Origin of the sequence: Paenibacillus sp. FSL H8-0280 (assembly GCF_045040665.1) — a bacterium.
Lineage (GTDB): Bacteria > Bacillota > Bacilli > Paenibacillales > Paenibacillaceae > Paenibacillus > Paenibacillus xylanexedens_A.
The window spans coordinates 3,488,883-3,513,041 of sequence record NZ_CP150296.1 but is presented as its reverse complement, the minus strand read 5'-3'; the positions used below and the strand labels follow the sequence as shown (position 1 = coordinate 3,513,041).

Here is a 24,159-nt window from a genome sequence, read left to right as displayed (position 1 = left end):
TCCCTGACCCTGCTCTTTCATCTCCAAATGACAATTATTTATCTAACGATACTTGGAAACTATAACTGTAACTGTTATAAGGAGAGCTTGGTCAACATATGTTCTATTTCATCCATATACCCTTCCACTGTAATACTTCTCGGAGCAAACAGAAATCGTAGTGATTGTTTCCATTCCGAGCCTGCAATAGAGGTTGGTAACATCAAATGTTCTGTATTAGAGAAGATTTTCACATGAAGCAAGGAAGAAGGCTGAATTCCTTTACGGTATGCTTGCTCTGTATCAACAATGTCCACATTCACATCATCTTCTCCAAGCAGAAGTAGTACCGGGGTTTTGAAATGATGCAAATCCGCCGTGGCATCAGAAGTATAATTTTTTCTTATGAAGTTCCAGCGTTCTTTGGAAATCAGATCATCCTCTCGAGCAATCTTGGTGTACTCTTCATAAGTACCCTGATTCTTTAAAATCTCTTTAATCTGGTTTTCATAATCGACCTGATTTTGAATCTCCTCGGTGGAATGACCATCCTTCGCCATTTGGCTGCGTGTGTTGTATTCTCCCTGTTCCAACCAGTTTATCGCGGGTGATACCAAGATACTGAAGGCAAGTTGTTCTTTGCCAGCAAGCTTAGGAATGACCCAGCCTGCTTGGCTGGCACCCCATACGCCTATTTTGGAATCATCAATGATGGATTGTTCTTTCGCCCATGCAATAGCTTGCTGTGCCTCCACAACACGATCATCCATGCTTTGATCTAGCCAGTTTCCCTCTGAACCCCCGATTCCCCGTTTATCTAGCGACAAGGATGCATACCCGATTGATGCCAGTCTCTCCCACAACGGTTTGTATCCCTCACCATGAGTAGAGTCTATTGGACCGTCACCGTGAATAAACAGTACTAAACCTAGCTTGCCTGAATGGTGTTTGGGTACAGTCAGTGTACCTGTTAACTTGCCCTGTGGAGATTGAATTTCAATGGATTGTTCCACCATGTCAAAATGATTTTGATCGACTATGTACAGTCCTGCACCAACCATCAATAAAATTGCCACAATAAATGAGATGTATCGTTTTTTCCATTTAAACATAAGTATCTCCTTTGTAAATCATGTAATGCCATTGCTTTTCGCCTAAGAGCAGGCCGGTAAGAAAGCTATTCGTACTATACTGCTTGCGAAATTGATAGCGTTCATATAACTGTATCGCTTGATGATTCTGACTTGCCACATGCAAGCTAAGAAATGACATTGATTTGGATTGCAACATATATTTCTGTGCCCATTGAAGTAACTGTGTACCAATTCCCTTGCCTTGGTGTTGTGGATGTACAACCAGATCTTCCACATAACATTCGCCTAATTTAGGAGTATGCTTCAGCAGATGTAGACCAGTGATTAACTGAAGCAGATTCCAGTTACCAATCCTATTGCACTGGCCCCACCAATGAGAATTGGCACGAACGCTTGTTATTACTGCTCTGTTATCTGCTTCCTTCCATTTCAAGCACATGGTACCAACAATCTCCTCATTTTCACGAGCTATGACTCGAAGAGTGCTTTGTTCCATGGGCGGATGATTGAGCAACTGTTCGAATACGTAAGCCAGATGATAAGTGGACAATGAAGTGATCTTTTGAAATTTGTGTCCAAAACCATAAGCCATGAGTTCAGCAACAGCTTGATGAAACTGTGGACAAACGGGTTCTATCTGAATGGAAGTTGTCACTGTGTGCCTCCCCTACTCGTTCAGTTGTAACAATAGCTCATAATGAAGCTTTTCTGGTGTGAATAAAGATAAATAAGATTTCTCTACCATAATAAGTGGACCGTGATACGGATAGCCCTGGTGTTCTGCATAAGCATAGAATTCGTTGATATGTTCTTTGAGTTCAGCTTCAATTTGTACATATACATGACGAGAAAGGTATTTTCCTCTAGGCAAAACCAAATCGTTCGCTCCCTCCTTTTGTGTATAAATTCCTACGGTTTCCGTCTCATCGTACGCATAATGGATGTCGACTTCAAATAAATTGGGAATGTTTTCTTTATGTTGGGTCAGTTTCCTTGCTTGCAAGTACCCTTGCGCTTCCATATGAAACCACAGGGATAAGTGAATCTCCTCACGAGTAACAATATAATAAGTCACTTGATCCTCAAGTGGGATATGCTTTTTCTCATGCAACAACTTGCTGATAAGGTGCTTTGTGTGCTGAAGCTGAGTTATAGCTGCTTCCGTGTCTGCCAACGCTTGGCGAAATAATGCTGTAATTTGATCGGATGTCAGATTACTCAAACATTCCTTGATCATTTGAACAGACAGTCCCATTTTGCGAAGCAACAGTATATGAGATAGACGGTAAATTTCATCTACCCCATACATCCTGTATTGGTTTTCTGCTATATAAGCAGGGTTCAACACCCCTTTTTCTTCGAAGTATCGAATTTGATGTACAGAGACTTTCATCAGCTTTGCCAGCTCGCTAATCGTAATTTCATCACTCAACCAATTCACCACCTTTGCTGTTTTTCATATTACTAGCATAAACCTTAGGTCTGACCTAAGGTCAAGTCTTTATTTTAGTCTCTCCTGATAACAAAAAAAACCACGGCACCAGATTCGGTACCGCAGTTTATTAATCAATCATGCTATTGAATTTGTTTCATGTAAGATTTGAATTCCTCGGCGATTTCTTTGTATTTCGTATGATGCAGGTAATGTGAACCTTCCATCGGAATCATTTTTCCCTGTGCGGATTGTTTCACTTGCTCCTCATGTAACGGAATCCACTGAGGATTTTGCTCGTTATTGGATTGAACGAAGAGCAGCATCGGCAGATCACGAGGATACGTGAGTTTTTCTCCATTTTTGAAATTGGAACCCAGATGTTTAAGCTCATCTACTAATGTCGGATTTGTCGAGACTTGATTCGAAATCAACTTCATCTGTTCTTTGGTATGTTCATCGTATGCAAGTGAAGCATATGAATCACCACTTACTGCTTGGAGGACTCTCATTAAGCCCGATTTTTGAAGGAATTTCATTAAGTTCAAAGGTAATTTAACATCCATGCCAGGTTGATTCGGAACACTGCTATCGATCCCGACAAAAGCAGAGACTTCATCCGGATACGTGTTCACATAAGTTGCTGCGTACAGTCCCGTGATGGAATGCCCCATCAGAATATAACGATCTATACCGAGCTGCTGTACAGCTTCATGAATTTCACTAACAATATTCTCCGTTGTTCTCTCCGTTTCGGTTTGGTCGCTTAATCCATAACCGAAAGGCTCAATCGCCACAACTTTGTAATCAGAAGTTAATTCATCGATTAACAATTTGAAATCGAGTACTGGTGACGGTGTTCCTTGTCCGGGAAGTAACACGATGGTTTGTTCGCCGCTACCTTGAATGGACACATTCATATTTTTCCCATCAACATTGACATATTGGCCGTACGATTCGATTTTCTTTTTCTCTGCCCCATTACTTATCGTATGAACGACAAACGTGATGCCCATGAACAGCACCAGCGCGCCGACAATACCACCTATTATTTTCAACCATAAGTACCGTTTTTTACGGCCCTTAGTCCCCGTTGTTGTTACATCCACTGCTTCTGCCATATCCATCTTCTCCTGTCCTTTATATCTGTAGAGCCGCTCTTGCGACATAGGTATAGTGTAACCATGGAAGATGTCCCCTTCGTGACGGGAATATGAACGGAGTATGAACTACAAAAAAAAGAGAGCTGCTTGTTGAAAGCAGTTCTCCATAGGATAAGACAGTTTTAGTGGTCCAGGAACACAAGCTGAATGAAGAACAATACCGCAAAAATGTAGAAGATTGGATGAACATCTTTACCTTTTCCGCGAAGCAGCTTAAGTACCGGATAGAAGATGAAACCTACGCCGATGCCTGTCGCAATACTATGCGTCAATGGAGTAAGGATGATAATCAGGAAAGCAGGAAATGCTTCTTCGAGATCATCCCATTTGATTTTGCTGATAACGTTAATCATAAAGTATCCAACAATAATCAGTGCCGGAGAAGTAATCGCTGGAATGCTTGATATTACACTTACGATCGGTGTGAAGAACAAGGTCAGCGCAAGCAGCACACTTACCGTTACAGCTGTCAGTCCCGTTCTTCCCCCTGCAGCTACCCCTGTGCTGGATTCGATGTAAGCCGATGTTGGACTTGTTCCGAGCAAAGCACCGCTGGTTGTTCCTACGGCATCTGCCAATAATGCGCCACGCGAGCGTGGAAATTTACCTTCCTTCAGCAATCCTGCTTGTTCAGCAACGCCGAGCATCGTGCCCGTCGTATCAAACAGCGTGATCAACAAGAAGGTAAATATGATTGTATATAAACCATTCGAGAATACCCCTGCCAGATCCAGTTGCAAAGCCGTTGAAGCGAGGCCTTGTGGCATGGATACAATCGATTCCGGCATTTGGAATAGTCCCATGATCCAGGCAAGTATCGCTGTTACCACCATTCCGATGAACAGGTAACCTTTCACATTATAAGCCATCAGCACAACGGTAATAATCAATCCGATAATGGTCAGATAAGCCATTGGCTCAGCCAAGTTCCCGATCGTAATCAAATTCGATTCTGAATCGGCAATAATTCCGGCATTTTGCAAACCTACCGTTGTAATAAACAATCCGATCCCTGCTGTTATTGCATGTTTTAAGCTAGCAGGAATTGCATCAAGCAACATGTAACGGAATGAAGTCAGTGATAAAATAATAAACAGAATCCCTGCTATAAATACAGCTCCCAGTGCAACCTGCCAAGTCACGCCATATCCGGCAACTACACTATAGGCAAAGAATGCATTCAGACCCATACCCGGTGCGATGACGATTGGATAATTGGACCATAGCCCCATAATCAGAGTTCCCACAATACTTGCCAGTACCGTTGCTATGAATACTCCGTTAAAGTCCATGCCTGTGCTGCTGAGTATTCCTGGGTTTACGATAACTATGTATACCATTGTGAAAAATGTTGTAACCCCTGCGATAATTTCTGTGGGGATGGTCGTGCCTCGTTCTTTAAGTTTGAACCATTTGTCCATGGTAAAGCCAGCCTCCAACTTTCAAATTATACTCCAAAGCTAAAAACAAAAAATCCTAATCTTCATATAGGATTGTAATATTGTCGCTCCTATATTCGTTGTTAGGATTTAAAGATTCAACAGCTAAGCTCTAAACTAAACATAAAGATACTCATATCTGTTTTCAACCTGAAGTCCATTTCGTATTCTAATTAAAATCACATGCAATGTCAATGAATTAACGATTTGTTCACAGTTATTTACGAACTATTCAGACATTATATCTTGTATTCATTCGTTTTTAGAATAGAGTAAGTACGTATCGCTCAATGTCTGCAATATATGAAGAAAGACTGCCAGCAATGTTTACTGACAGTCTCTTGCTTAATTCGTAGTAGGTTTCTCTTCATATTCGCTGGATAATTCTTTTAGCGATTTGATTTTGCCATGGGAATACTGTCATTCCTGGACAACTTTATTCTGCATGTATAGGTAATAAGAGAATTAGGCAAGCATATAAGACAAATTAGATATCGGTTTTTAGAGCAGGAATGCAATAATATAGACATGCCACAACTGGAGGTTAATATATGAACAAAGTAATTTTAAATAATGGTGTTGAGATGCCTATTCTCGGCTTTGGTGTGTTTCAGATTGCAGATGCAAACGAATGTGAACAAAGTGTTATGGATGCCATATCGGCTGGGTATCGTCTCATTGATACTGCTGCCTCTTATCTAAACGAGGAAGCTGTGGGCAGAGCAATCAAACGTAGTGGCGTGGCCAGAGAAGAATTATTTGTCACGACAAAACTTTGGGTTCAGGACACGGGTTATGAACGTACCAAACGCGCATTTGAAAAATCTTTGGAACGATTGCAATTGGACTATTTGGATTTATATTTAATTCATCAACCTTTTGGAGACGTACATGGCTCTTGGCGTGCAATGGAGGAGTTGTATCGTGAAGGTAAAGTACGTGCAATCGGAGTGAGTAACTTCCAGCCGGATCGTCTAATCGATTTGATTCTACAAAACGAAGTAACCCCTGCTGTAAACCAGGTCGAAACTCATCCCTTCAACCAGCAGATTTTAACTGGACAATTCATGAAAGAAAATAATGTTCAGATCGAATCTTGGGCACCATTTGCTGAAGGAAAAAATGACTTGTTCCAAAATGAGGTATTGGTATCTATAGGTGAAAAGTACAACAAATCGGTTGCTCAAGTGGTTTTGCGTTGGTTAACACAACGTGAAGTCGTTGTCATTCCAAAATCGGTGCGTAAAGAAAGAATTATTGAGAATTTCAATATTTTTGATTTTGAATTAAGCCAAGCAGATATTGAGTCGATTACTGCGTTAGATACCAAACAGAGCCTATTCTTCTCACACAACGATCCTGAAATGGTGAAATGGATCAGTAATCGCAAACTAGATATTTAAGCCTATCTATCCAATTTAACTATCTATTCCTTCTCTTCACGGAGAGGTCAAAAAATCCGATTCCGGCATCACGGAATCGGATTTTTCACTTGTTGTGCCTCAATAATATAGTGAATTCAGAAGCTAATTGGCAGGACCCAGATTAATCAAGCTGACCTCGGATAATGAGACGGTTGTGTTGCCATCTTGTACACCATCAATGTTACCCAGATCAAATGAAATTCGAGTATTCGCATAGCTGTCTTCTGTTGCATCAAATGTAAACGTGAACTCCTGTTCTTCTGGGGTCAAATCAACTCGTGCCCCAAAGAAACCATGCCATTCATAGTTGGCAGCTGCATCAACCCATCCAATCCCCAAACCCAATTTCCTGGACGTCTCCGCTTTGGCTTTAAACGTCAATTTATATTTAAAACCTTGCTGTATGCCAAATCCTTCATTGATGACTTGACGATCCCATGGATGCTGCCCTGCATGACCAATCTTGGCTTGAAGCTGTTGATTGTTAACTTGCATCTCAAGGTCCGCTGCATTACCGTCCGCATGGGTAAACCAGCCGTCCTTACCTTTGGAGAAGTCTCCATTGGGAATAAGGTTTACATGAGCTGGCTGACCTCCTTGATCTGCATTCGGATTAACTTCATATAACTGGACGTTATTGATGTGAATCGAGTGTTCACCTGTAGATAGCGGATATCCTAATCCGAATGCAAGCATAGCTGCCGAATCGGAGGTATCTCCCATGGTAAAGATATAACTATACGACTTTTGATCCGCGGTTAATTCCACTTCTTCTTCAAAATACTTCACAAAATCCCCTGCATTCTGAGAAAGAACCGCTTGCATGGATTTAGGACTTGAAGCAGATGCCTCGAAGGTAAGTCGATACGTTTTGTTTGCATCAAGTTTGATCTCATCTTGTTGCAACAAAGCATCCCACCACTGTTCACTTGTACCAGGCAAATTAATCGTTAATCCTTCGCCCTCTTCATGTGAGGCTGTCAGATGATTAGGAATTAGCTCCCAATGATTCAGGTCAGCTGTTAGCTCACTGTTCTGAATTTTGTTTTGTGAAATATCCACCCAACGTGTATTATAATCTGCTCCTTCAAAATTCACATAATAGGATTTGCCTGCTGTCAAGTTGACCCCTGGAAAATACACCGTTTTATAAGCTTGCCATCCACCCGTGTCTCCGAGACTCAGGTCTGATTGTGCAACGGTTGTACCTTGTTCATCCTGGATGCTGAACTGAACCTTGGAATCACTTTTTCCACTGGCCATTCGGGCAGACAGAACATATACTCCGTCGTGAGCTACATCGATTTTATATTGCAGCAGATCTCCCTGATCCATGTAACTGACATGTTTTCCTCCTTCTACGGAGTCCTCCAGTTGTAAGCCCTGCATCATCCAGGCTTCGGTTGCAGGTACATGTGCGTAGCCATTCACTGACAGAGGTTTTCCGCGTTTCGTCAGACGAACATTGTCCACATATACCTTACCTTTAGAACTACCAAATAACAGTCTTAGCTCGGATTGTGCGATTGATGCTCCATCTCCAATGATGATTTCTCCGGTGAATGTTTTCATTTCTTGGTTCAAGGAGAGGTTTTGTCCTTGATGAACCTGTACCGTATGCCCATTACTGCTGACAACATCAATATCGATGCTTCGCAGTGTATCTGCCTTGGCATCTAAGGAGAAGCCATACGTTGTATTCGCCTCAAGCTTCAGCTCCGGTTGGTTCACCGAAACTTGCTGTGGGTCACCATTCGTTTGAGTAACATCAACAACCAGCTGACGCTCCATAATCGGGAATTTCGAAAAGTTATTTACACTTATATTGGCTGCCGCACTGTCCTGAATGCGGCTTGACCAGAATCCCAGACGCTCCTTGCCCTGATCGAATGTGCCATTGTAAATAAAGTTGCCATCAGGTAGCGCGTTTCGTTCGACAGTTAACGGATCAGCTTCACCCACCTCGATCAGTCTGACATTGGCAAACCAAACGGTTGTATCATCCAGCCCCAGATTAAATTCGAATCTGGCATTGTTATCCGTGCCATCCCGCATATTGAAGGTATAGTCATAGGATTGCCAATCTGTCGTGAGTTCAAAGGTGTTATCACCCGAATAATTGGTCCAGCTTTTTTCAAATTGGTTCAGTTTGGACATGATTGTACGGTTAGCAGATGCTTTCGCATCAAATTGTATCTTGTACTTTTTGTTTTTCTTGATGTACATCGGCATCTGAGTGAGTTGAACCGAGTAGTTTTCAGTACCCGATGCATCAATGGTAACTTCTGCTGCTTTCCCTTTCTGCTCATCCGTTACAACTTTGACACTGCCAGCTCCATCAGCATTTGTGATGAATTTCCACTGAAGAGGCACTCCATTGTCTTCAGACCCTTCCGCAAAACGATCATTGTAGATTTGATTGCCATCGGCTTGCGGGTCACGCTGTTGCGCAGGCTCGATGGGATTTGTTGTTACATCAGGCCATGTGTCTAGATTTTTGTAAGAATATACACGCACAAAATCAACATTCATCTTTTCGGAAGTGAAGTTGCTTTCAGGTGCCCCCGGCCAGTCTCCTCCAACTGCCAGATTCAGAATCAGATAGAATGGACGATCAAATGGTGCAGGGAACGTATAATACTCGGGTTGGCCCACGGCCTTCGTTTGCCAGTTAGTCACTTCATGATGCAGCTTTCCATCCACATAGAAACGAATCATACCCGGCAACCATTCCACCTGGAAATCATGATAATCGTCAGCAAAAGTTTCTCCCTTCGGAAGAGTAAGGCTTCCCTGATCATGTCCATGGGAGCCGTCAGGCTTCACACTGTCATAATGCAATGTGCTATATACCTTGTTATTACTCTCTTTGCCACCAATTAACTCCATAATATCGATTTCTCCAGAGGCAGGCCATCCACCATAATGTGCTTCATCTGTTGGCATCATCCATATGGCAGGCCACATGCCTTTTTCAATCGGAAGCTTTGCACGTACAACTACTTTACCGTAGGTCCAGTCGCCTTTTCCCATGGATATCAGTTTGCCAGAGCTGTAATCTTTGCCGTTTTTCGGCCCCTTTTTTGCTTCAATCTGCAACACGCTTCGATTCTGATCTTTCGTAATGCGAGTGTTATCCGGACTGTAATATTGCATTTCATTGTTATAAACGAGTCCTGTATCCTGTACGGTCCATTTGGAAGAATCAATCCCAGGCCCGTTAAACTCATCATTCCAGACCAGCTCCCATTGATCATGCGGAATCGTTGTTGCTGGGACCGGTTTTTCGCCCGACGGATTGCTTGGGGTAGATGGTGTAGACGGTGATTGTCCGTCTGGAGAAGATGGCGTTGGTGTGTTTGTCACATTTGTTGAACCACCCGGCTGTGATGAAGCAGGTGTTTGGGCTTCACCCACCATGGATGTGCGCAATCCCTGTTTTACTTTCTCTCCGTTGATAACAACATCAGTGGCGTCTACACTTAATTTTTGGATCTTACCTTTGGTATCCATTCGAGTCTGACTCGCTTCTGCATGAATATTCATGGAATCAATCAGGCTGTTCGCAGAGACTTCCAGAATGGACTTCTGCATTACATGCATCTCCTGAATAGTACTTTCTTCCGTGATGGCAACTCTGACGGGTTCCCCACGTTTGTCAACGACTACTCGATTCAGCTTGGAGTTGCTAATGTCGATGGAATGACTGCCTCCGCCTTTAATAATGACACTTCCTGTAACCGTTACGCCCTGAAGAACAACAGTCCCCTCGCCAATGCCTTCTGCCAGCAGCAGATTTCCGTTGATAACGGTATTTTTCAGCGTGACATCTGTCGATTTAACAATGAAGTTGCCATCCACCCGGGATTCATATATACCAGGAGCACTTTTCACATCGGCAATCATCGCCGACAGTAACGCTGCCGTCTCCGCTCGTGTAATCGGGGCTTTGGGATTTAATTTCCCCTGGAAACCTTTAATGATATTTTCGTCCACTAGATAGGTAAGCGCTTTCTCGGAATAACTGGAAATATCGTCTGCATCTTTAAACTCCAGTAGTCTCCCATTTTCGTTCGTACCCATGGATAGTTGAAAAGCTCGATCCACCATAACCGCTGCATCTTGGCGTGTAATCGGTTGTTGCGGTGACAGATGTTCACGGTCTGTCCCTTCGATGATGCCAGAACCATTCGCTCGTACCATGACGTCATAGTACCAATCGTCTGAAGTCACATCTGCATATGAGCCAGTCGCCGCATTACCGGTGAAACCAAAGGCTCGATCCAGAATCATCACGAATTCAGCTCGGCTAATGACTTGACTGGGCTTGAATGTACCGTCCGTATAACCTTTCAATAAATTCAAGTCTTGCATGCGTGTAACTGCAGATTGTGACCAATGCCCGGTCAGGTCTGTATAGGGAACAGAGAAGTGCAGGCTTTTCGCCTGCACATTTCCCACCTCCGCTTGACCCTGTACACTTTCTGCTCCAGCAGTTGCTGGATAAACGAGAGAAGCCATTAAACTCCATGCCACCATACATGCCAGTCCTTTTCTCATCCTTCTTCCTCCCTCAGCTCAGTTATCCTTGCATTTGCATAGCCTATTCCTTAACTGCTCCAATAACGATCCCCTTAACGAAGAAACGTTGTAAAAACGGGTATACCATCAGGATCGGAAGCGCGCCGATAAAGATCTGTGCTGCGCGTACGGTTCGCTGCGAGATATTCTCCAACATCGAGGGATCGACGTTGATTTTGCTGAGATCTTGCTGAACGATAATGGTCTGTAATAGAGAAGCAAGCGGATAATTTTTAATATCAGACATATAGATCATGCCGTCGAACCAGGAGTTCCACTGATACACCATCGTAAATAAGGACAAGGTTGCGATCGCTGGAAGCGATAGTGGTACGTAGACCAGAATCAACGTTTTGATATGACCTGCTCCATCCAAATAAGCTGCTTCCTCAAGTTCTTTGGGCAGACCGCGGAAGAAGTTCATCATGAGAATAACGTTCCACACGGACAGTGCGCCAGGCAGAATAAGTGCCCAGATTGTATTCATCAAGCCAAGCTTCTGGATCAGAATGTAACTTGGAATCAAACCGCCGCTGAACAAAATGGTAAATACGAAAAACCACGTATATAAGGAGCGACCTTTAAAACTGATATCTTCCTTCGACAACGGAAATGCGGTTATGAGCATGATGACCATACCAATGATCGTCGCAATTACAGTCCGTTTAAGTGATACGATCAAGGAGTTGATGAAGTTTGAATTCCCGAATGTTTTCACATATGCGTCGGTTGTGAACCCGATGGGCCAGAAGGTAACCAGGTTTGATGATGCTGGCGCCATACTACTGAATGAAACAGCCAATATATGAATAATTGGTAAAATGCAGAGTATCGATAATATCCCAAGAAAAGTATAGTTAGCGATGCTGAATATGCGGTATCCTTTTGTTTTATAATACAAGCCCTTTTCTCCTCTCTAGAAAACTCGATAATTAGCTAGTTTGTAAGCCATTCTGTAAGATATAACAATCAAAATGGTAGCAACCACAGATTTGAACAACCCTACTGCTGTGGCGAAGCTCATCTTCCCGTTCAGAATCCCGAGTCGATATACAAAGGTATCAATGATGTCGCCTTTGTCATACACAAGCGGATTGTACAAGTTGAATACCTGATCAAAACCGGCGTTCAGGATATTGCCGATAGAGAGTGTCATCAGTACGATTGTAATCGGCATTAATGCCGGAATCGTAATGTGCAGCGTCTGTTTAAATCGGTTGGCCCCATCCACCTCGGCAGCCTCGTAGAGTGCAGGATTAATTCCTGAGAGAGAAGCCAGAAATACGATCGTACCAAAACCAAATTCTTTCCACACATCACTGAGGATCAGCGTTATTCGGAACCATGTACCGTCTCCCAGGAAGAAGATCGGTTCTCCTCCAAAGGCTACGACAAGCTGGTTGACCATGCCGCCCTGAGGAGACAGGATATCGAGCAGAATACCACCGAGAATAACCCATGATAGGAAATGCGGTAGATACACAAGCGTTTGACTCACTCTCTTGAATGCCGTCAAGCGCACTTCATTGAGCAAAATGGCAAACAGGAATGGAGCGAATAGACCTGCTATGATTTTGAAAAATGCAATGACCAGCGTATTCCAGATCACCTGACCTACGTCCGGATATAAAAATAAATATCGGAAATTGTCCCAACCCACCCATTTGGATTCAGAAAATCCCAAGTATGGCTTGAAATCCTGAAAAGCAATTACAATGCCGCCCATCGGTATGTACTGAAACACCAGTGCCAGCAATACAGCTGGAATGAGCATCATATGCAAAGTCCAGTTCCGTTGCATATTCCAGCGCTGTTTAACCCTGGTGGAGCGCCGTTTATGCGGCGTTTCTAACGTATGTTCCTTCACTCCTGCATCCCCCATGTTCTAAATTTTGTATTTTACAAGTCATCGTGAACTTGTATATTAAAATTATAGCAATGGAAATTTGTGATCTATATCCTAATATTGCAACAACGATATCAATATTTTAATAAGATTAAGGAGGTTGGACTTTGTTTACACGCTTGAATGTCTTTACCAAAATTACACTGTTGTTTGTGATGCTGCTTATTCTGGTGCTATTTCTCTATACATACTCGAACCGGGAAAGCGTGCGTGTTATCGAACACGAGATTCAGAACAATACGATGAATCATCTCTCAACATTTGCTGATTCAGTAGAATCCAACATTTACCAATTGTCATTGTATGGGATGTCTATTGGACAAGATTCGAGTATTCAGGAATATCAACGCCCCGACTACAAGGACATTCCCTATGAACGTGTGAAAGTTGGAAGCGCCATTCTGGAAAAGATGAATCTGTACAACGCAGCAAGCAAATGGCATTCGACCATCACACTATACTTCCCAAGGATGCAAAAAGTGATATCAACGGATTATTATGCTTACATTCCGTACAGGGATGATGAATTTAAGGAGCCTCTCTCGCAGTCCTGGACCTATGCTGATAATCAGTTTATCTGGTACACTACTGATCCAACGACAGCGATGGCGAGACCTGGCAAAGCCAGATTGATTACCAAAATCAGTTTCCCAGTTCATCACTTGACTGCACTCCTTAATCAAAACAAGTTAAATAATAAAGGTGACCCGTTTATGTTCCATCCCGATTATGGACTAATCAGCAATAGTTCTGGAAAGGAAACCTTGAACGCAATCCTGCCTTCCCTGAAAGAAGCAAAACTGCAGGCCAGCGGTGGATTCAGTACAACGTTGAACAAAACGGAATATTATGTCTCCTACATTCAATCCAAGAGCCTCGGCTGGTATTATGTTGACTATGTGCCTATGCAGCAAATTTTGAAACCGATTACGAGCAGCCGGAATCTCTTCTACGCTTCAATTGCCGTTCTGATCGTGATGAGCGTTGTTGTATTATATACACTCTACCGAAGTGTGCAGCTTCCACTCTTACAGTTGGTGAAAGGGACGAATCGCTTGTCCACCGGGGACTTTTCCGTTCGGCTTCATCATTCTGCACGCAATGAGTTCAGCCTGTTATTTGCACGTTTCAACATCATGGCTCAACGAATTCAGGAATTAATCGAGAATGTATATGAAGAGAAATTACGAAGTCGGGAAGCCACGCTCAAACAGTTGCAATCGCAGATTAATCCGCATTTTCTATATAACTGCCTTTTCTATATCAAGAACATGGCCCGAATGAAAAATGAAAAGGCCGTGGTAGCCATGGCACTGAATCTGGGAGAGTATTACCGATACATAACCAGGTCCGAAAAGGATCAAGCCACGCTTCGTGAAGAGCTGACGATGGTCAAAAATTATTTGGAAATCCAGTCACTTCGTCTGGAACGAATGCATTTTACAATCGACGTGCCCCATGATATTTTAGATAAAACAGTTCCCAGACTAACCCTTCAGCCTATTATTGAGAACGCTATTATTCATGGTCTGGAGCCCAAATCGGTAGATGGTGAGATTAAAATCTATGCGGACTGCGAGGATGATGTGTACACGATTATCGTGGAGGACAGCGGGCTTGGCATGTCTGAGAAACAGCTTGATCATCTAAGAGATAATCTTCTTAAACCGCTGGATGAGAATATGGGATGTGGTACATGGAATGTCCATCAGCGTTTGTCTTTTCTGTACGGTGAAGGATCTGGACTATTCTATGACCATTCTTCAATGGGTGGGATTAAAGTTAACATCACATGGCACGACAATACAGACAAGTAGGTGAAAGACCCATGCTGCAAATATTACTAGTGGACGATGAACGTTCCGTCGTGGAAACGCTGGCAGAGACCATTCCGTGGGAAAGCTGCGGGATCGGTACAGTTCATGAAGCCTTATCCGGTGCAGTGGCGCTGGAAATTATGGACAATCACGACATTGACATTGTAATTACGGATATACGTATGCCCGAAATGTCAGGCATTGCACTTATTACAGCGATTCACGAAAAGTGGCCTCATGTGCAGACGATTCTGTTATCAGGTCACGCCGACTTTGAATATGCCAAACAGGCTATTGCGCAGGAAAGCTTTGATTACTTGCTGAAACCTGTAAGCGATGAAGATCTGATCGAATCCGTGCAACGTCTTGTTCATCGAATTAAAGAAAAGTGGGAAACAGCAGCATCTCATCAAAGAGCCTTACACGCCTTTCAGGATCATCTGCCATTGCTTCAATCCACGATGCTGCATGAGTTGCTGACTGGAAAAGTCTATGATCAGAAGACACTGGCAGACAAGCTTGATCTGCTGGAGCTTCCCTACTCCGTAGGAGAGGATCTCGGCATGCTAATTATTCGTATGGAGAAACATCTATCCGATATGGCACACGGCGACCTGGCCCTAATGGAATATGCGATATGTAATATCATAAGTGAAGTGATGCATAATCATTTTCATATCTGGCACACACGAGACGTGCATGATTACATAGTTGTTCTCGTAAGCATGAAACATTCCACAACGATGAGTTATAACAGGAGTGAGACGCCTCAGACATTGCTTGAGCAATATGCTGCCCAGATTCAAACCAATGTTCAGTTATACCTGAAAGGTGCAATCTCCATTTCCGTCTCCAGTTGGGGCAAGTTTCCCCACGAAATTGGAGAACTCTATGAGCGAACGGTTATGTCCATGCGTAAACGGATGGGTCAGGTGCAAGGTTTGTTTGTCACCGCTTCCGATGAAACGGATGCCAACCCTCTACATACGATCAGGTCGCTGTATCAGCCACCAACGTTGATTAGCTTGCTCGAAGCTGGTCGCTTTGAGGATGTGGAACAGAAAATTGAGCACATTTTTGAGGAACTATTGCATTCCAATGAACATCATGATATTGCGGAGTCAACCTTTGAGGTGTATTTTGCTATTGCGGGTGCGTTTGCGTACATCATTCATAAAAATGGCAAACAAATCTCTTCTTTGATTCCAGCAGAGTCCTATCGTTACTTTCAAGCTCCCAGCTATTCCACTGCGCAGCAGCTACAGGACTGGTCCGTGCGTACACTTCATTACATACGAGATGATGCTGAACAAGAGCTTAGAGACAATCACAGCACCATTGTGCGCAGCGTCAAAAGTTTTGTTGACCTTCATCTGGCTGGTGATGTATCACTGCCTGCAATTGCTGACCATGTGCATCTGCATCCAGTGTACTTGTCCAAGGTATACAAGGCGGAGACAGGTGAAGCACTTACTGCCTATGTGTACCGGTTAAGAATGGAGAAAGCAGCCTATCATTTGCGAACATCAACCGCTAAAGTGTTTGAGATTGCAGAACTTGTCGGTTACAACAATACCGCGTATTTCATTCGAGTTTTCAAGAAATTTTATGATCTTACACCGCAGGAATATCGGGAAAATCTGCCGGTTTAAGAGAGTACTCAGGCCAGACTTGACGTTCTGGTAATCTCTCCTGGTTCCCCTACTCTATATCGAATACAAAAAGGCATTGCCGGAGATCTTCTCCTGCAATGCCTTTTTGGTGCTTATGGGGCCGCGATGAATCAATTCAGCCAGCCCTGCGTCATACTATTTTCCGCTTTTCACGGAATCATACCACTCGTTAACTTCTTTTGTAATCTGATCTCCGCCTGAAGATTTCCATTTCTCAACAAATGAGTCGAACGCATCAACAGAGGTTTTGCCATATACAATTTGAGAGAATGTATCTTTCTCCATCTTTGTCAAAATATCATTGTTCATCTGCATTGTCATTGAAGGTGCTCCAGTAAACATCTGATTGAACACGATATCTTTTTGATCCAAAACAATCTTGGCTGCATCAAGCATAGGTACTGGTACACCTGATTTGATTTTCTTCTCAAACGGTGTAGTTGCTTCTTCACCGCTCGCGAGCTTGGCAAGTGTTGTCATGCTTAGATTTGGAATACGCGCTCCATCAAACGTTAAGGTGTACTTCTCTGGAGCATAACCACCCGTAAGACTTGCATCAGTTGATGGTTTCCCATCGACCATGACCCAATCGTACCCTTCGGCAAATCCATGTTCGAACTCATCGCCCTCTTTAGGATTTGCATAGTGATCAAAGAGATAGTTCTGATAGGTGAAAAAGGCTTCCGGATTTTTCATGTCTTTGTTAATCAGAATTACGCCATTTCCATTCGACGTACCATGTCTTCCTGCTTGACCGTTTGGACCGGAAGGAATCGGATAGGCTTTGTATTCAGCCTCAGGGTTGTTCTTCTTCACATCCTCCAACGGCCAGGATGGCATCCAGTGAGGACCTACCACAATACCTGCTTTTCCAGCAGTAAATTCTTCAGCTGCTTTCGTCTCGTCATACACACCGGCTTCTTCCGGGATATAACCTTTGCTCATCCAACTCTGTAATTTGGCCAAAGCCTGTTTTGCACCAGGTGTAACGGAACCGTATTCAAGTTTTCCGTCTGCCGTCAGATTCCATTGGTTTGGCATTGTACCATAAGCACCAAATACCCAACCAGCTTCTGACATCCATGTGTTCAGCCAGTTCTTGAAGCCAACGGTGAGTCCGTAGGTATCCTGCTTCCCATTGCCATCCGGATCTTGATTCGTAAACGTTTCCATAATGACTTCAAGATCATCTATCGTTTTAGGTGCTTCCAGATTGAATTTCTTCATCCAGTCTTCGCGGATCCACATGACAGGATCACCATTATAGGAATAGTCCAGAATCGGAATACCGATCTTTTTGCCATCTTGCATGTATGGATACCATACGGAAGGATCTTCGTTTACGGCTGCTTTCCATGTGTCGCTGGCATATTTGTCAAACAACTCGCCCGCATCGACAAATTTTCCGGACTCAATCAATTCACGCACCAGATTGAATTCGCCGCGATACGAAATAATGTCTGGCATGTCTGCATTAGAAGCCAGTGACAGGCGCAGTTTCGTCTCAAATGCATTATTGGTAGAAGGAGATATCCACTGGTTTTTCAACTCAATCCCGAGTTTCTCCTTAGCCCATTTGGTATGGACGTTGTTATCCTGATCCTCGCCTGGCTTAAACTTCACGTCTGGACCCCATGGTCGTAAATACGTAATGGATACTGGTGGATCATACTTCCCATTTTTGAGCTCCAACGTTGTCGCTGGTGTACTCGATTCTGTTTTCTTGTCGCTCCCGTTACTACACCCACTCAAGGCTGCAGATAGGGCCAATACACCGATCATGACCAAACTGCCTACTCGTCTCTTTTTACTTGTGTCCAACTTCGTTCCCCCAGTCTATGTAATGTTGCTTACAGGTTAATCATAATGAATGTTTGATATTTATGCCCATACTAATATTGCAACATTTATTGCATTAATTTAGGATATTGGATATTGAATACATATATTGAATAAATACAATTCCAGAATATAGAAAAAAGCAGCCACTAACGGCTGCTTCAGTCTGCTTAATTACTCGTATATTTGACCCAATCGTACTCTGCATAGAGCGGATTGGCACCGTTATAAGGACCGAGCCAGCTATCTACTCCTGTTCCATTCCAGAGGTTCATCATGATTTTTCCGGGTGTTTTAGGAATATTGCTGGTTGCCGTATGCTTCAATACCCCATCAACATACCATTTGATATGTCCCGGCTGCCAGTCAAATGCGTACGTATGGAAACCTTGGGATGCATCAAAACCTAGATTGATAATCTTCTCATGATTACCAACCCCATTGGTGTAATAATTAAACTGCACTTTGGTTGTGTCTTTTCCTAAAAATTCGATATCAATCTCATCCCATTGGGTGCCATGTGCGGGCCCTGTGTATGTGAAAAAAGACGAAACTATACCTGTGTTCTTGGCAGGTTTCATACTGACTTCATACAAGCCGTACCCATACGTATTCGTGGAACGGTACTCTCCACAATCATACTTGTTATTCGCAGAGCTGGTCAAACCAAGCTTAAGCTTACCATCACTTGTGAAATTAACATTGTTAGCCCTCCACGTACAGTTAAACATGCTCCCATTGGAATACCCATCCGCTTTTTGCCACGTACTTGCGTTAAAATAGGTTAGAGGTTCCCAGAAAACATAACCCGCGAAAGCGCTTACCGAAAAAAACAAAGAGATGATACCAGTTACCGCCAAAGTATACCAAGACTTCCTCTTCATCATACACCTCCATGAATGATTCCAACATGTAAAAGCAGTATAATAATAGATAGCGCTTACATGGTTGGTATTTCCATTTTATCTGGAAGCATAGTGGTACACTATAGTAAACTTTAAAGCAGAGATATTCAATTTTTAAGATCTTCGTTCTTGTATCTAATCATGTCATGTTAAGAGTACGCCAGTTTCATACACGTAAGATTAATTGAATGAAGCGCCTGCCCTTCAGCATAGAAGGAATCAGGCGCTCCATGAAAACCATTTTTACATATATCTCAACATGTTTGTTAATTTATTCACCCTAAAAGAGTTTTATTTCGCACCAGCATGTACCAAAATGTCTTCAATTTCCTTAAAGCTTTTATTCTTCGCATGACTGAGTGGTGATACGCCATCACGATCCGGTATGTTCACGTCTGCTCCGTGATCAATGAGTAATTGTATCGTCTCCTGCTGCTGAGCATTGCCATCGTTAAGAATGATCGCTTCGAGTAGCGCTGTCCATCCCAATTGATTCACATGGTCCACATCCACCGAAGTTTGAGTCAGGAGTTCTTGCACTACATCTACATATCCATGCTCCGAAGCTGGAATAAGCGCTGTCCCTCCATATCGATTCGTTATCGCTGGGTCCGCTCCCGCCTCGATTGTCAGCTTCAAAATATCCAAGTATCCTTCAGCGCCAGCATACAGAAACGGAGTATTTTTCATATCGTCCTGTATATTCACATCTGCCCCCGCTTCAATTAACACTTTAGCCGATGTTGGATCATTATTGTAGGTTGCAATCATTGTAGCGGTTCGTCCACTCTGATCTTGAGCATTGATATTGGCACCTGCTTGAATCATTTGTTCGATGCGTTCAGTATCGCTGTCCTCTACTGCTTTGAACAGCTGTTCATCTGCTGAAGTCATGGCCTTTTCCTCCACATTAGAGTCGTTTCTCATTTCAGGCACGCAACCTTGAACGATCAACATACTGCTTATCAGGACAACGATGATCAGCGATTTACTCATACTGCCTCCTTTACTCCAGTGTCAAGGTGACCGAAGAAGCGATACTCCAATCCCCAACTGGGTTTATTGTATACGTAGTACCCGGAGTTAACTTTCCATCATTCGTTAGGTCAAATACACCCGTCGCACCTTTTCGACTTGAATATTTATAAGTGGCCGTCAGAACATCCCCGCTAGGTGAAGTTAACGTTACACTTCGACCAGAGAACAATTCATCTCCAGGATCCTGGTCAAGCGTAACTTCAATGGAGGTTTCGCTCACGGCTTGAGCACTTGCAACCACTAGTGCATCAAACGATTTCGCTGTAAATGAAGCATTTTCTAGGTTCGCCCAATCCGAAGTAACCGTATATGTGACACCTGATTTCAGCGTTTGACCCTCAGGCAAACGGAACTTCGGTTCTTGTTTACCATCTGTGGACTGCGTGAACGGAACATATCTGGCAACGATAGGCTCGCCACCTTCTGGCGTAATTACAACTTGTCTTGCCTGCATGGAAGAGATGATCTGATACGTTTTGCCTCCTGCTTGCTCTTGATCATTCAGCACGAATGCATTAGCTCCTCGACCACCGCTGTATGCCGAAATAATGTAACCGTAATCCACTACACCGTTCAATTGTAGTGCTTCAATCTCGAATGTATCATTCGTTACTTGACTAGCCGTTGTCATGTTTATTTTCGTGGCACTGCCTTCAAAGGAACCAGCGTCTTGGCCTTTGTAAGTCAGGTTGTACACTTCACCAGCATCTTGTACGGACGTTGGAACGATGTAAGTCGCAATTGACCCTGTTTTTAAACGGGGCATATTAGTTAACGTCAGCCCGCCACTAAACACAAAGTCCGTTTGTGCCTTGGCAAAAACCTCATCCGCTGCTGTCAACGGCTTGTTGAATGTGACGATTAACGTAATGGCATTCAGAGATTTAACGCTCTTGATTTGAGCTTGCTCCGAAGGAATAGCTTGGTGTGCAGTTTGCAACAATACTGCTGTTTCGCCGCGCGTTGCTGAACCGTTCTCGGAGTAGAACTCGCTCATCCAATGGTGAACGGACTTTACATCACGTTGCATCGCTTTGGATACGACCTGTTCGAGTTCAGCATCCGACACTTGAGTTTGCGGATTGAATTGTCCATCATTCGTCTGCATGATGCCAAGTTCAACAAGCTTTGACGCATATGGCGCATACCATGCATTGGAATTAACATCCGTTAATTCTACGGTTTCTCCCGTTTTGCTCTCCAAATTAAACGTTTTGAAAACCAATGAAGCTAACTCCGCACGGGTAATTGCTCGATGTTCACCCATGGATTGATCTGCATACCCGTTCATGATCCCCAAGCTATTCAGATCCTTGATAGCAGCTTCAATCTGTTGTTGCGTAAGCTGTGTGGTTGTTGCCGCAATGTTAGTAACGTATGTAGCTGCATGTACTTGATTCGCAGTTAACGGGAACACTGCTGTACCTAATGCAGTTATGGTTAGAAATGTAGCGATTTTGCGGGTTGTAGAATTCATGGTTGAATTCCTCCTCTATAGGTTGTAGTTGTCTGTATCTATAGAATAGAGGACAAAAAGAAACTCCCAAGGTCAAAGTTATTAACAAAATATAAACTGGGTCTAAATTTTCACGAAACTTATGCAGTAAATCGATAGCCTGCACCCCAGACGGTTTCAATATACTCCGGATTTTTGGGGTCTGTCTCCAGCTTGCCGCGCAGTTTGCGAATATGGACAGTAACCGTTGCAATGTCTCCGGTAGAATCCATGCCCCAGATCCGCTCGAACAGATCTGATTTGCTGAATACACGATTGGGATGACTCGCAAGAAATACAAGTAACTCGAATTCCTTGGTTGTAATCGCCACCTCTTCTCCATTAACAAAAACGCGGCGTGATCCTTTATCAATGTGAAGCCCGCGAATGTGGATTTCATCCTGCTCAGCTGGTTTGTTTTTGCCAAGTAGTCTCTCGTATCGGGTCAAATGAGCCTTTGCTCGTGCAACCAACTCACTTGGGCTGAACGGTTTTGTAATAAAATCATCCACTCCCAGATTAAATGTCCTGATCTTATCGATTTCTTCCTTTTTCGCGGAAACGACAAGGATGGGCACTTCCTTTACCTCGCGAATACGCCTGCAACATTCGAAGCCGTCCAGTCCCGGAAGCATCAGATCAACAATGATCAGATTATAGTCTCCCTCCAGTGCCTGCTTCAGGCCTTCATCTCCAGTATGGCAGAGATCCACGGAAAATCCGTTGAGCTCAAAATAATCCCGTTCCAGTTCCGCAATCGTTGTTTCGTCTTCAATGATCAAAATGTTTGCCATTACTCATTATTCCCTCTCTTCATTCAGCCGTTTCAGTTTGATATATATGCTCGTGCCATCATTGGGCTGGCTTTCTGCCCAGATAAAGCCCCCATGTCCATCAATGATTTGGCGGGCAATTGCTAGCCCGAGCCCACTTCCGCCCGTTGAGGAATTCCGAGATTGTTCTGCACGATAGAAGCGTTCAAATATATAAGGCAGTGCCTCTTCAGGTATTCCCCTGCCATTATCTTTAAACGCCATCGTAATCCAGTTCTCATCCGCTTGAAGTGTAATCTCGAATCGTTTATGTTCATTCTCCATATATTTGAGTGCATTATCCACCACATTAACAACAGTACGTTTTAACTTCTCCGGATCCACAGCAGCCATAGCGGGACCAGACACCTGGTTATTCCAATCCAGGGCAACACCTTTATCCTCCAAATCATATCTCAGCTCTTCGATGCTATCTTCAAGGAAATCAGCGAGATCAACTGTTTTGAACAGGAAAGGCTCTTGGTTCAAGTCGAGCTTTGAATACAAAAACAGTTCATCCACCAGCTTATCCATGCTAACTGCTTTGGAGTGAATGATATTAACATAACTCTCCATTTTCTCTGGAGTATTAGCCACTCCGTCACGAATACCCTCTATATACCCTTTGATATTGGTAATCGGTGTACGGAGATCATGCGAAATGTTGGAGATGAGCTCTTTGCGGTTCACTTCGTCCTGCTGACGTAACGCATAAGAGCGCTGTAATTGATTCCGCATGCTCTCAAACGCTTCGCTGAGTTGACCAACCTCGTCATTGGAGTTTAGCTGAAGTTTAAAGGATAGATTGCCATCTTTAATATGTTCAGCTGAACTTCGTAGTTGATTCAATGGTTTAATGAAGCTGCGCGTGATCCAGCGGAACAAGAGCAGATTTGCAATGATTAGGACGCCAATAAGCAGAAATGACATCACAGGCAGCAACTTGCGAGTAAGCTCCGCAAAGGGGCTTCTCTCGCGAATGACAAAAATACTCCCCCGTTCCCCATCTGAATATTGAAAATCAAATTTTGCATACGCGTAAAATCGCTCACCAATATTGAAGGTGCTCCGAATCTGATAATTGTTAAGATCATAGGCAGGCAGTGCTTGCTTCAGTTCTGGCTGGTTGAAGGTCAGCGATTCGAAGATCTGACTATTCTCTCGTCTGATGTAGAGCCCTGACTTCTCAGCTCGAAGCTTCATGTCATATTCACGCAGCAAAACCTTGTTCTGCAGGTCGTCCGGGTCATTTTTGGCCAGAAACTTCATCTCTTGAAAGATCGATTCTCCCTGTTCAGTCAGGGGGTTGATCTGATAATGTACCTTGTATATATCACGGAAACTCTGTAGATCCCCTGTAGCCGCAATCGTATACAGACTTGCCGTAAGAAGGATGAACAGTAGACTTATAACAAGCATGCCCGTGAAGGACAGCAGCATTTTTATTCGAATTGACATGGGTTCCCCTTCTCAAGCAAACAATTGGATTAGTTAGTGCACATGTTAACACAAGATGGATTCTATTGCCCATATGTAAAAAAGAGCTTTCTTTTTCATTATAT

At 43.4% G+C, this 24,159-nt stretch carries 17 protein-coding genes; 3 read left to right on the top strand and 14 right to left on the bottom strand.

Going from position 1 to position 24,159, the window contains the following annotated elements:
• Nucleotides 1–74: 74 nt before the first annotated feature.
• From MHI12_RS15560 to MHI12_RS15540, 5 genes are all read right to left on the bottom strand, one after another.
• On the bottom strand, nucleotides 75–1,091 hold the full coding sequence (locus MHI12_RS15560) for an alpha/beta hydrolase family protein (RefSeq protein WP_405169636.1): 1,017 nt from the start codon (nucleotides 1,089–1,091) through the stop codon (nucleotides 75–77).
• Nucleotides 1,084–1,728 carry a GNAT family N-acetyltransferase gene (locus tag MHI12_RS15555; RefSeq protein ID WP_405169635.1) on the bottom strand — a complete coding sequence of 215 codons (645 nt, stop codon included), beginning with the start codon at nucleotides 1,726–1,728 and terminating at the stop codon, nucleotides 1,084–1,086. The genes MHI12_RS15560 and MHI12_RS15555 overlap by 8 nt, the downstream gene beginning before the upstream one ends.
• A gap of 12 nt (nucleotides 1,729–1,740) precedes the next feature.
• A complete protein-coding gene (locus tag MHI12_RS15550) occupies nucleotides 1,741–2,505 on the bottom strand; it encodes a MerR family transcriptional regulator (protein WP_340962512.1) in 765 nt (254 codons plus the stop codon).
• Nucleotides 2,506–2,648: 143 nt separating this feature from the next.
• The gene (locus tag MHI12_RS15545; RefSeq protein ID WP_405169634.1) at nucleotides 2,649–3,626 is read right to left on the bottom strand and encodes an alpha/beta fold hydrolase; all 978 of its coding nucleotides are present in this window, start codon (nucleotides 3,624–3,626) and stop codon (nucleotides 2,649–2,651) included.
• A 164-nt stretch (nucleotides 3,627–3,790) separates the two neighbouring features.
• Nucleotides 3,791–5,089, bottom strand: coding sequence for an NCS2 family permease (locus MHI12_RS15540; protein ID WP_405169633.1), 1,299 nt, complete (start codon nucleotides 5,087–5,089; stop codon nucleotides 3,791–3,793).
• A gap of 569 nt (nucleotides 5,090–5,658) precedes the next feature.
• On the opposite strand from MHI12_RS15540, the gene MHI12_RS15535 reads away from it, so the two are divergent.
• Nucleotides 5,659–6,510, top strand: coding sequence for an aldo/keto reductase (locus MHI12_RS15535; protein WP_405169632.1), 852 nt, complete (start codon nucleotides 5,659–5,661; stop codon nucleotides 6,508–6,510).
• 123 nt (nucleotides 6,511–6,633) lie between these two features.
• Here MHI12_RS15535 and MHI12_RS15530 read toward each other — a convergent pair whose 3' ends face one another.
• The 3 genes from MHI12_RS15530 to MHI12_RS15520 are packed head-to-tail and all read right to left on the bottom strand — an operon-like array spanning nucleotide 6,634 to nucleotide 12,979.
• Nucleotides 6,634–11,091: a carbohydrate binding domain-containing protein gene (locus MHI12_RS15530; RefSeq protein ID WP_405172907.1), complete on the bottom strand. Its 4,458-nt coding sequence runs from the start codon at nucleotides 11,089–11,091 to the stop codon at nucleotides 6,634–6,636.
• A 43-nt stretch (nucleotides 11,092–11,134) separates the two neighbouring features.
• Nucleotides 11,135–12,013, bottom strand: a complete 879-nt coding sequence (locus MHI12_RS15525) for a carbohydrate ABC transporter permease (protein ID WP_076210648.1) — start codon at nucleotides 12,011–12,013, stop codon at nucleotides 11,135–11,137.
• Between the two features lie 15 nt (nucleotides 12,014–12,028).
• Nucleotides 12,029–12,979, bottom strand: a complete 951-nt coding sequence (locus MHI12_RS15520; RefSeq protein WP_017688355.1) for a sugar ABC transporter permease — start codon at nucleotides 12,977–12,979, stop codon at nucleotides 12,029–12,031.
• A 146-nt stretch (nucleotides 12,980–13,125) separates the two neighbouring features.
• On the opposite strand from MHI12_RS15520, the gene MHI12_RS15515 reads away from it, so the two are divergent.
• Both MHI12_RS15515 and MHI12_RS15510 read left to right on the top strand, forming a co-directional pair.
• Nucleotides 13,126–14,835 (top strand): sensor histidine kinase, encoded by a 1,710-nt coding sequence (locus MHI12_RS15515; protein WP_405172906.1) that lies wholly within the window; start codon nucleotides 13,126–13,128, stop codon nucleotides 14,833–14,835.
• A gap of 11 nt (nucleotides 14,836–14,846) precedes the next feature.
• On the top strand, nucleotides 14,847–16,487 hold the full coding sequence (locus MHI12_RS15510; RefSeq protein ID WP_405172905.1) for a response regulator: 1,641 nt from the start codon (nucleotides 14,847–14,849) through the stop codon (nucleotides 16,485–16,487).
• Nucleotides 16,488–16,643: 156 nt separating this feature from the next.
• On the opposite strand, the gene MHI12_RS15505 is transcribed toward MHI12_RS15510, so the two are convergent.
• The 6 genes from MHI12_RS15505 to MHI12_RS15480 all read right to left on the bottom strand — a co-directional run bounded on the left by MHI12_RS15505 (nucleotide 16,644) and on the right by MHI12_RS15480 (nucleotide 24,055).
• Complete coding sequence (locus MHI12_RS15505; protein ID WP_371129065.1) at nucleotides 16,644–18,290, bottom strand: extracellular solute-binding protein; 1,647 nt, start codon at nucleotides 18,288–18,290, stop codon at nucleotides 16,644–16,646.
• Between the two features lie 227 nt (nucleotides 18,291–18,517).
• Nucleotides 18,518–19,231 carry a glycoside hydrolase family 16 protein gene (locus MHI12_RS15500; RefSeq protein WP_091030231.1) on the bottom strand — a complete coding sequence of 238 codons (714 nt, stop codon included), beginning with the start codon at nucleotides 19,229–19,231 and terminating at the stop codon, nucleotides 18,518–18,520.
• A 312-nt stretch (nucleotides 19,232–19,543) separates the two neighbouring features.
• Nucleotides 19,544–20,248: an ankyrin repeat domain-containing protein gene (locus tag MHI12_RS15495; RefSeq protein ID WP_405172904.1), complete on the bottom strand. Its 705-nt coding sequence runs from the start codon at nucleotides 20,246–20,248 to the stop codon at nucleotides 19,544–19,546.
• A 10-nt stretch (nucleotides 20,249–20,258) separates the two neighbouring features.
• Nucleotides 20,259–21,767, bottom strand: a complete 1,509-nt coding sequence (locus MHI12_RS15490) for an S-layer homology domain-containing protein (RefSeq protein ID WP_405172903.1) — start codon at nucleotides 21,765–21,767, stop codon at nucleotides 20,259–20,261.
• Nucleotides 21,768–21,886: 119 nt separating this feature from the next.
• On the bottom strand, nucleotides 21,887–22,579 hold the full coding sequence (locus MHI12_RS15485) for a response regulator transcription factor (protein ID WP_047843050.1): 693 nt from the start codon (nucleotides 22,577–22,579) through the stop codon (nucleotides 21,887–21,889).
• A gap of 6 nt (nucleotides 22,580–22,585) precedes the next feature.
• A complete protein-coding gene (locus MHI12_RS15480) occupies nucleotides 22,586–24,055 on the bottom strand; it encodes an ATP-binding protein (RefSeq protein WP_405172902.1) in 1,470 nt (489 codons plus the stop codon).
• Nucleotides 24,056–24,159 lie beyond the last annotated feature (104 nt).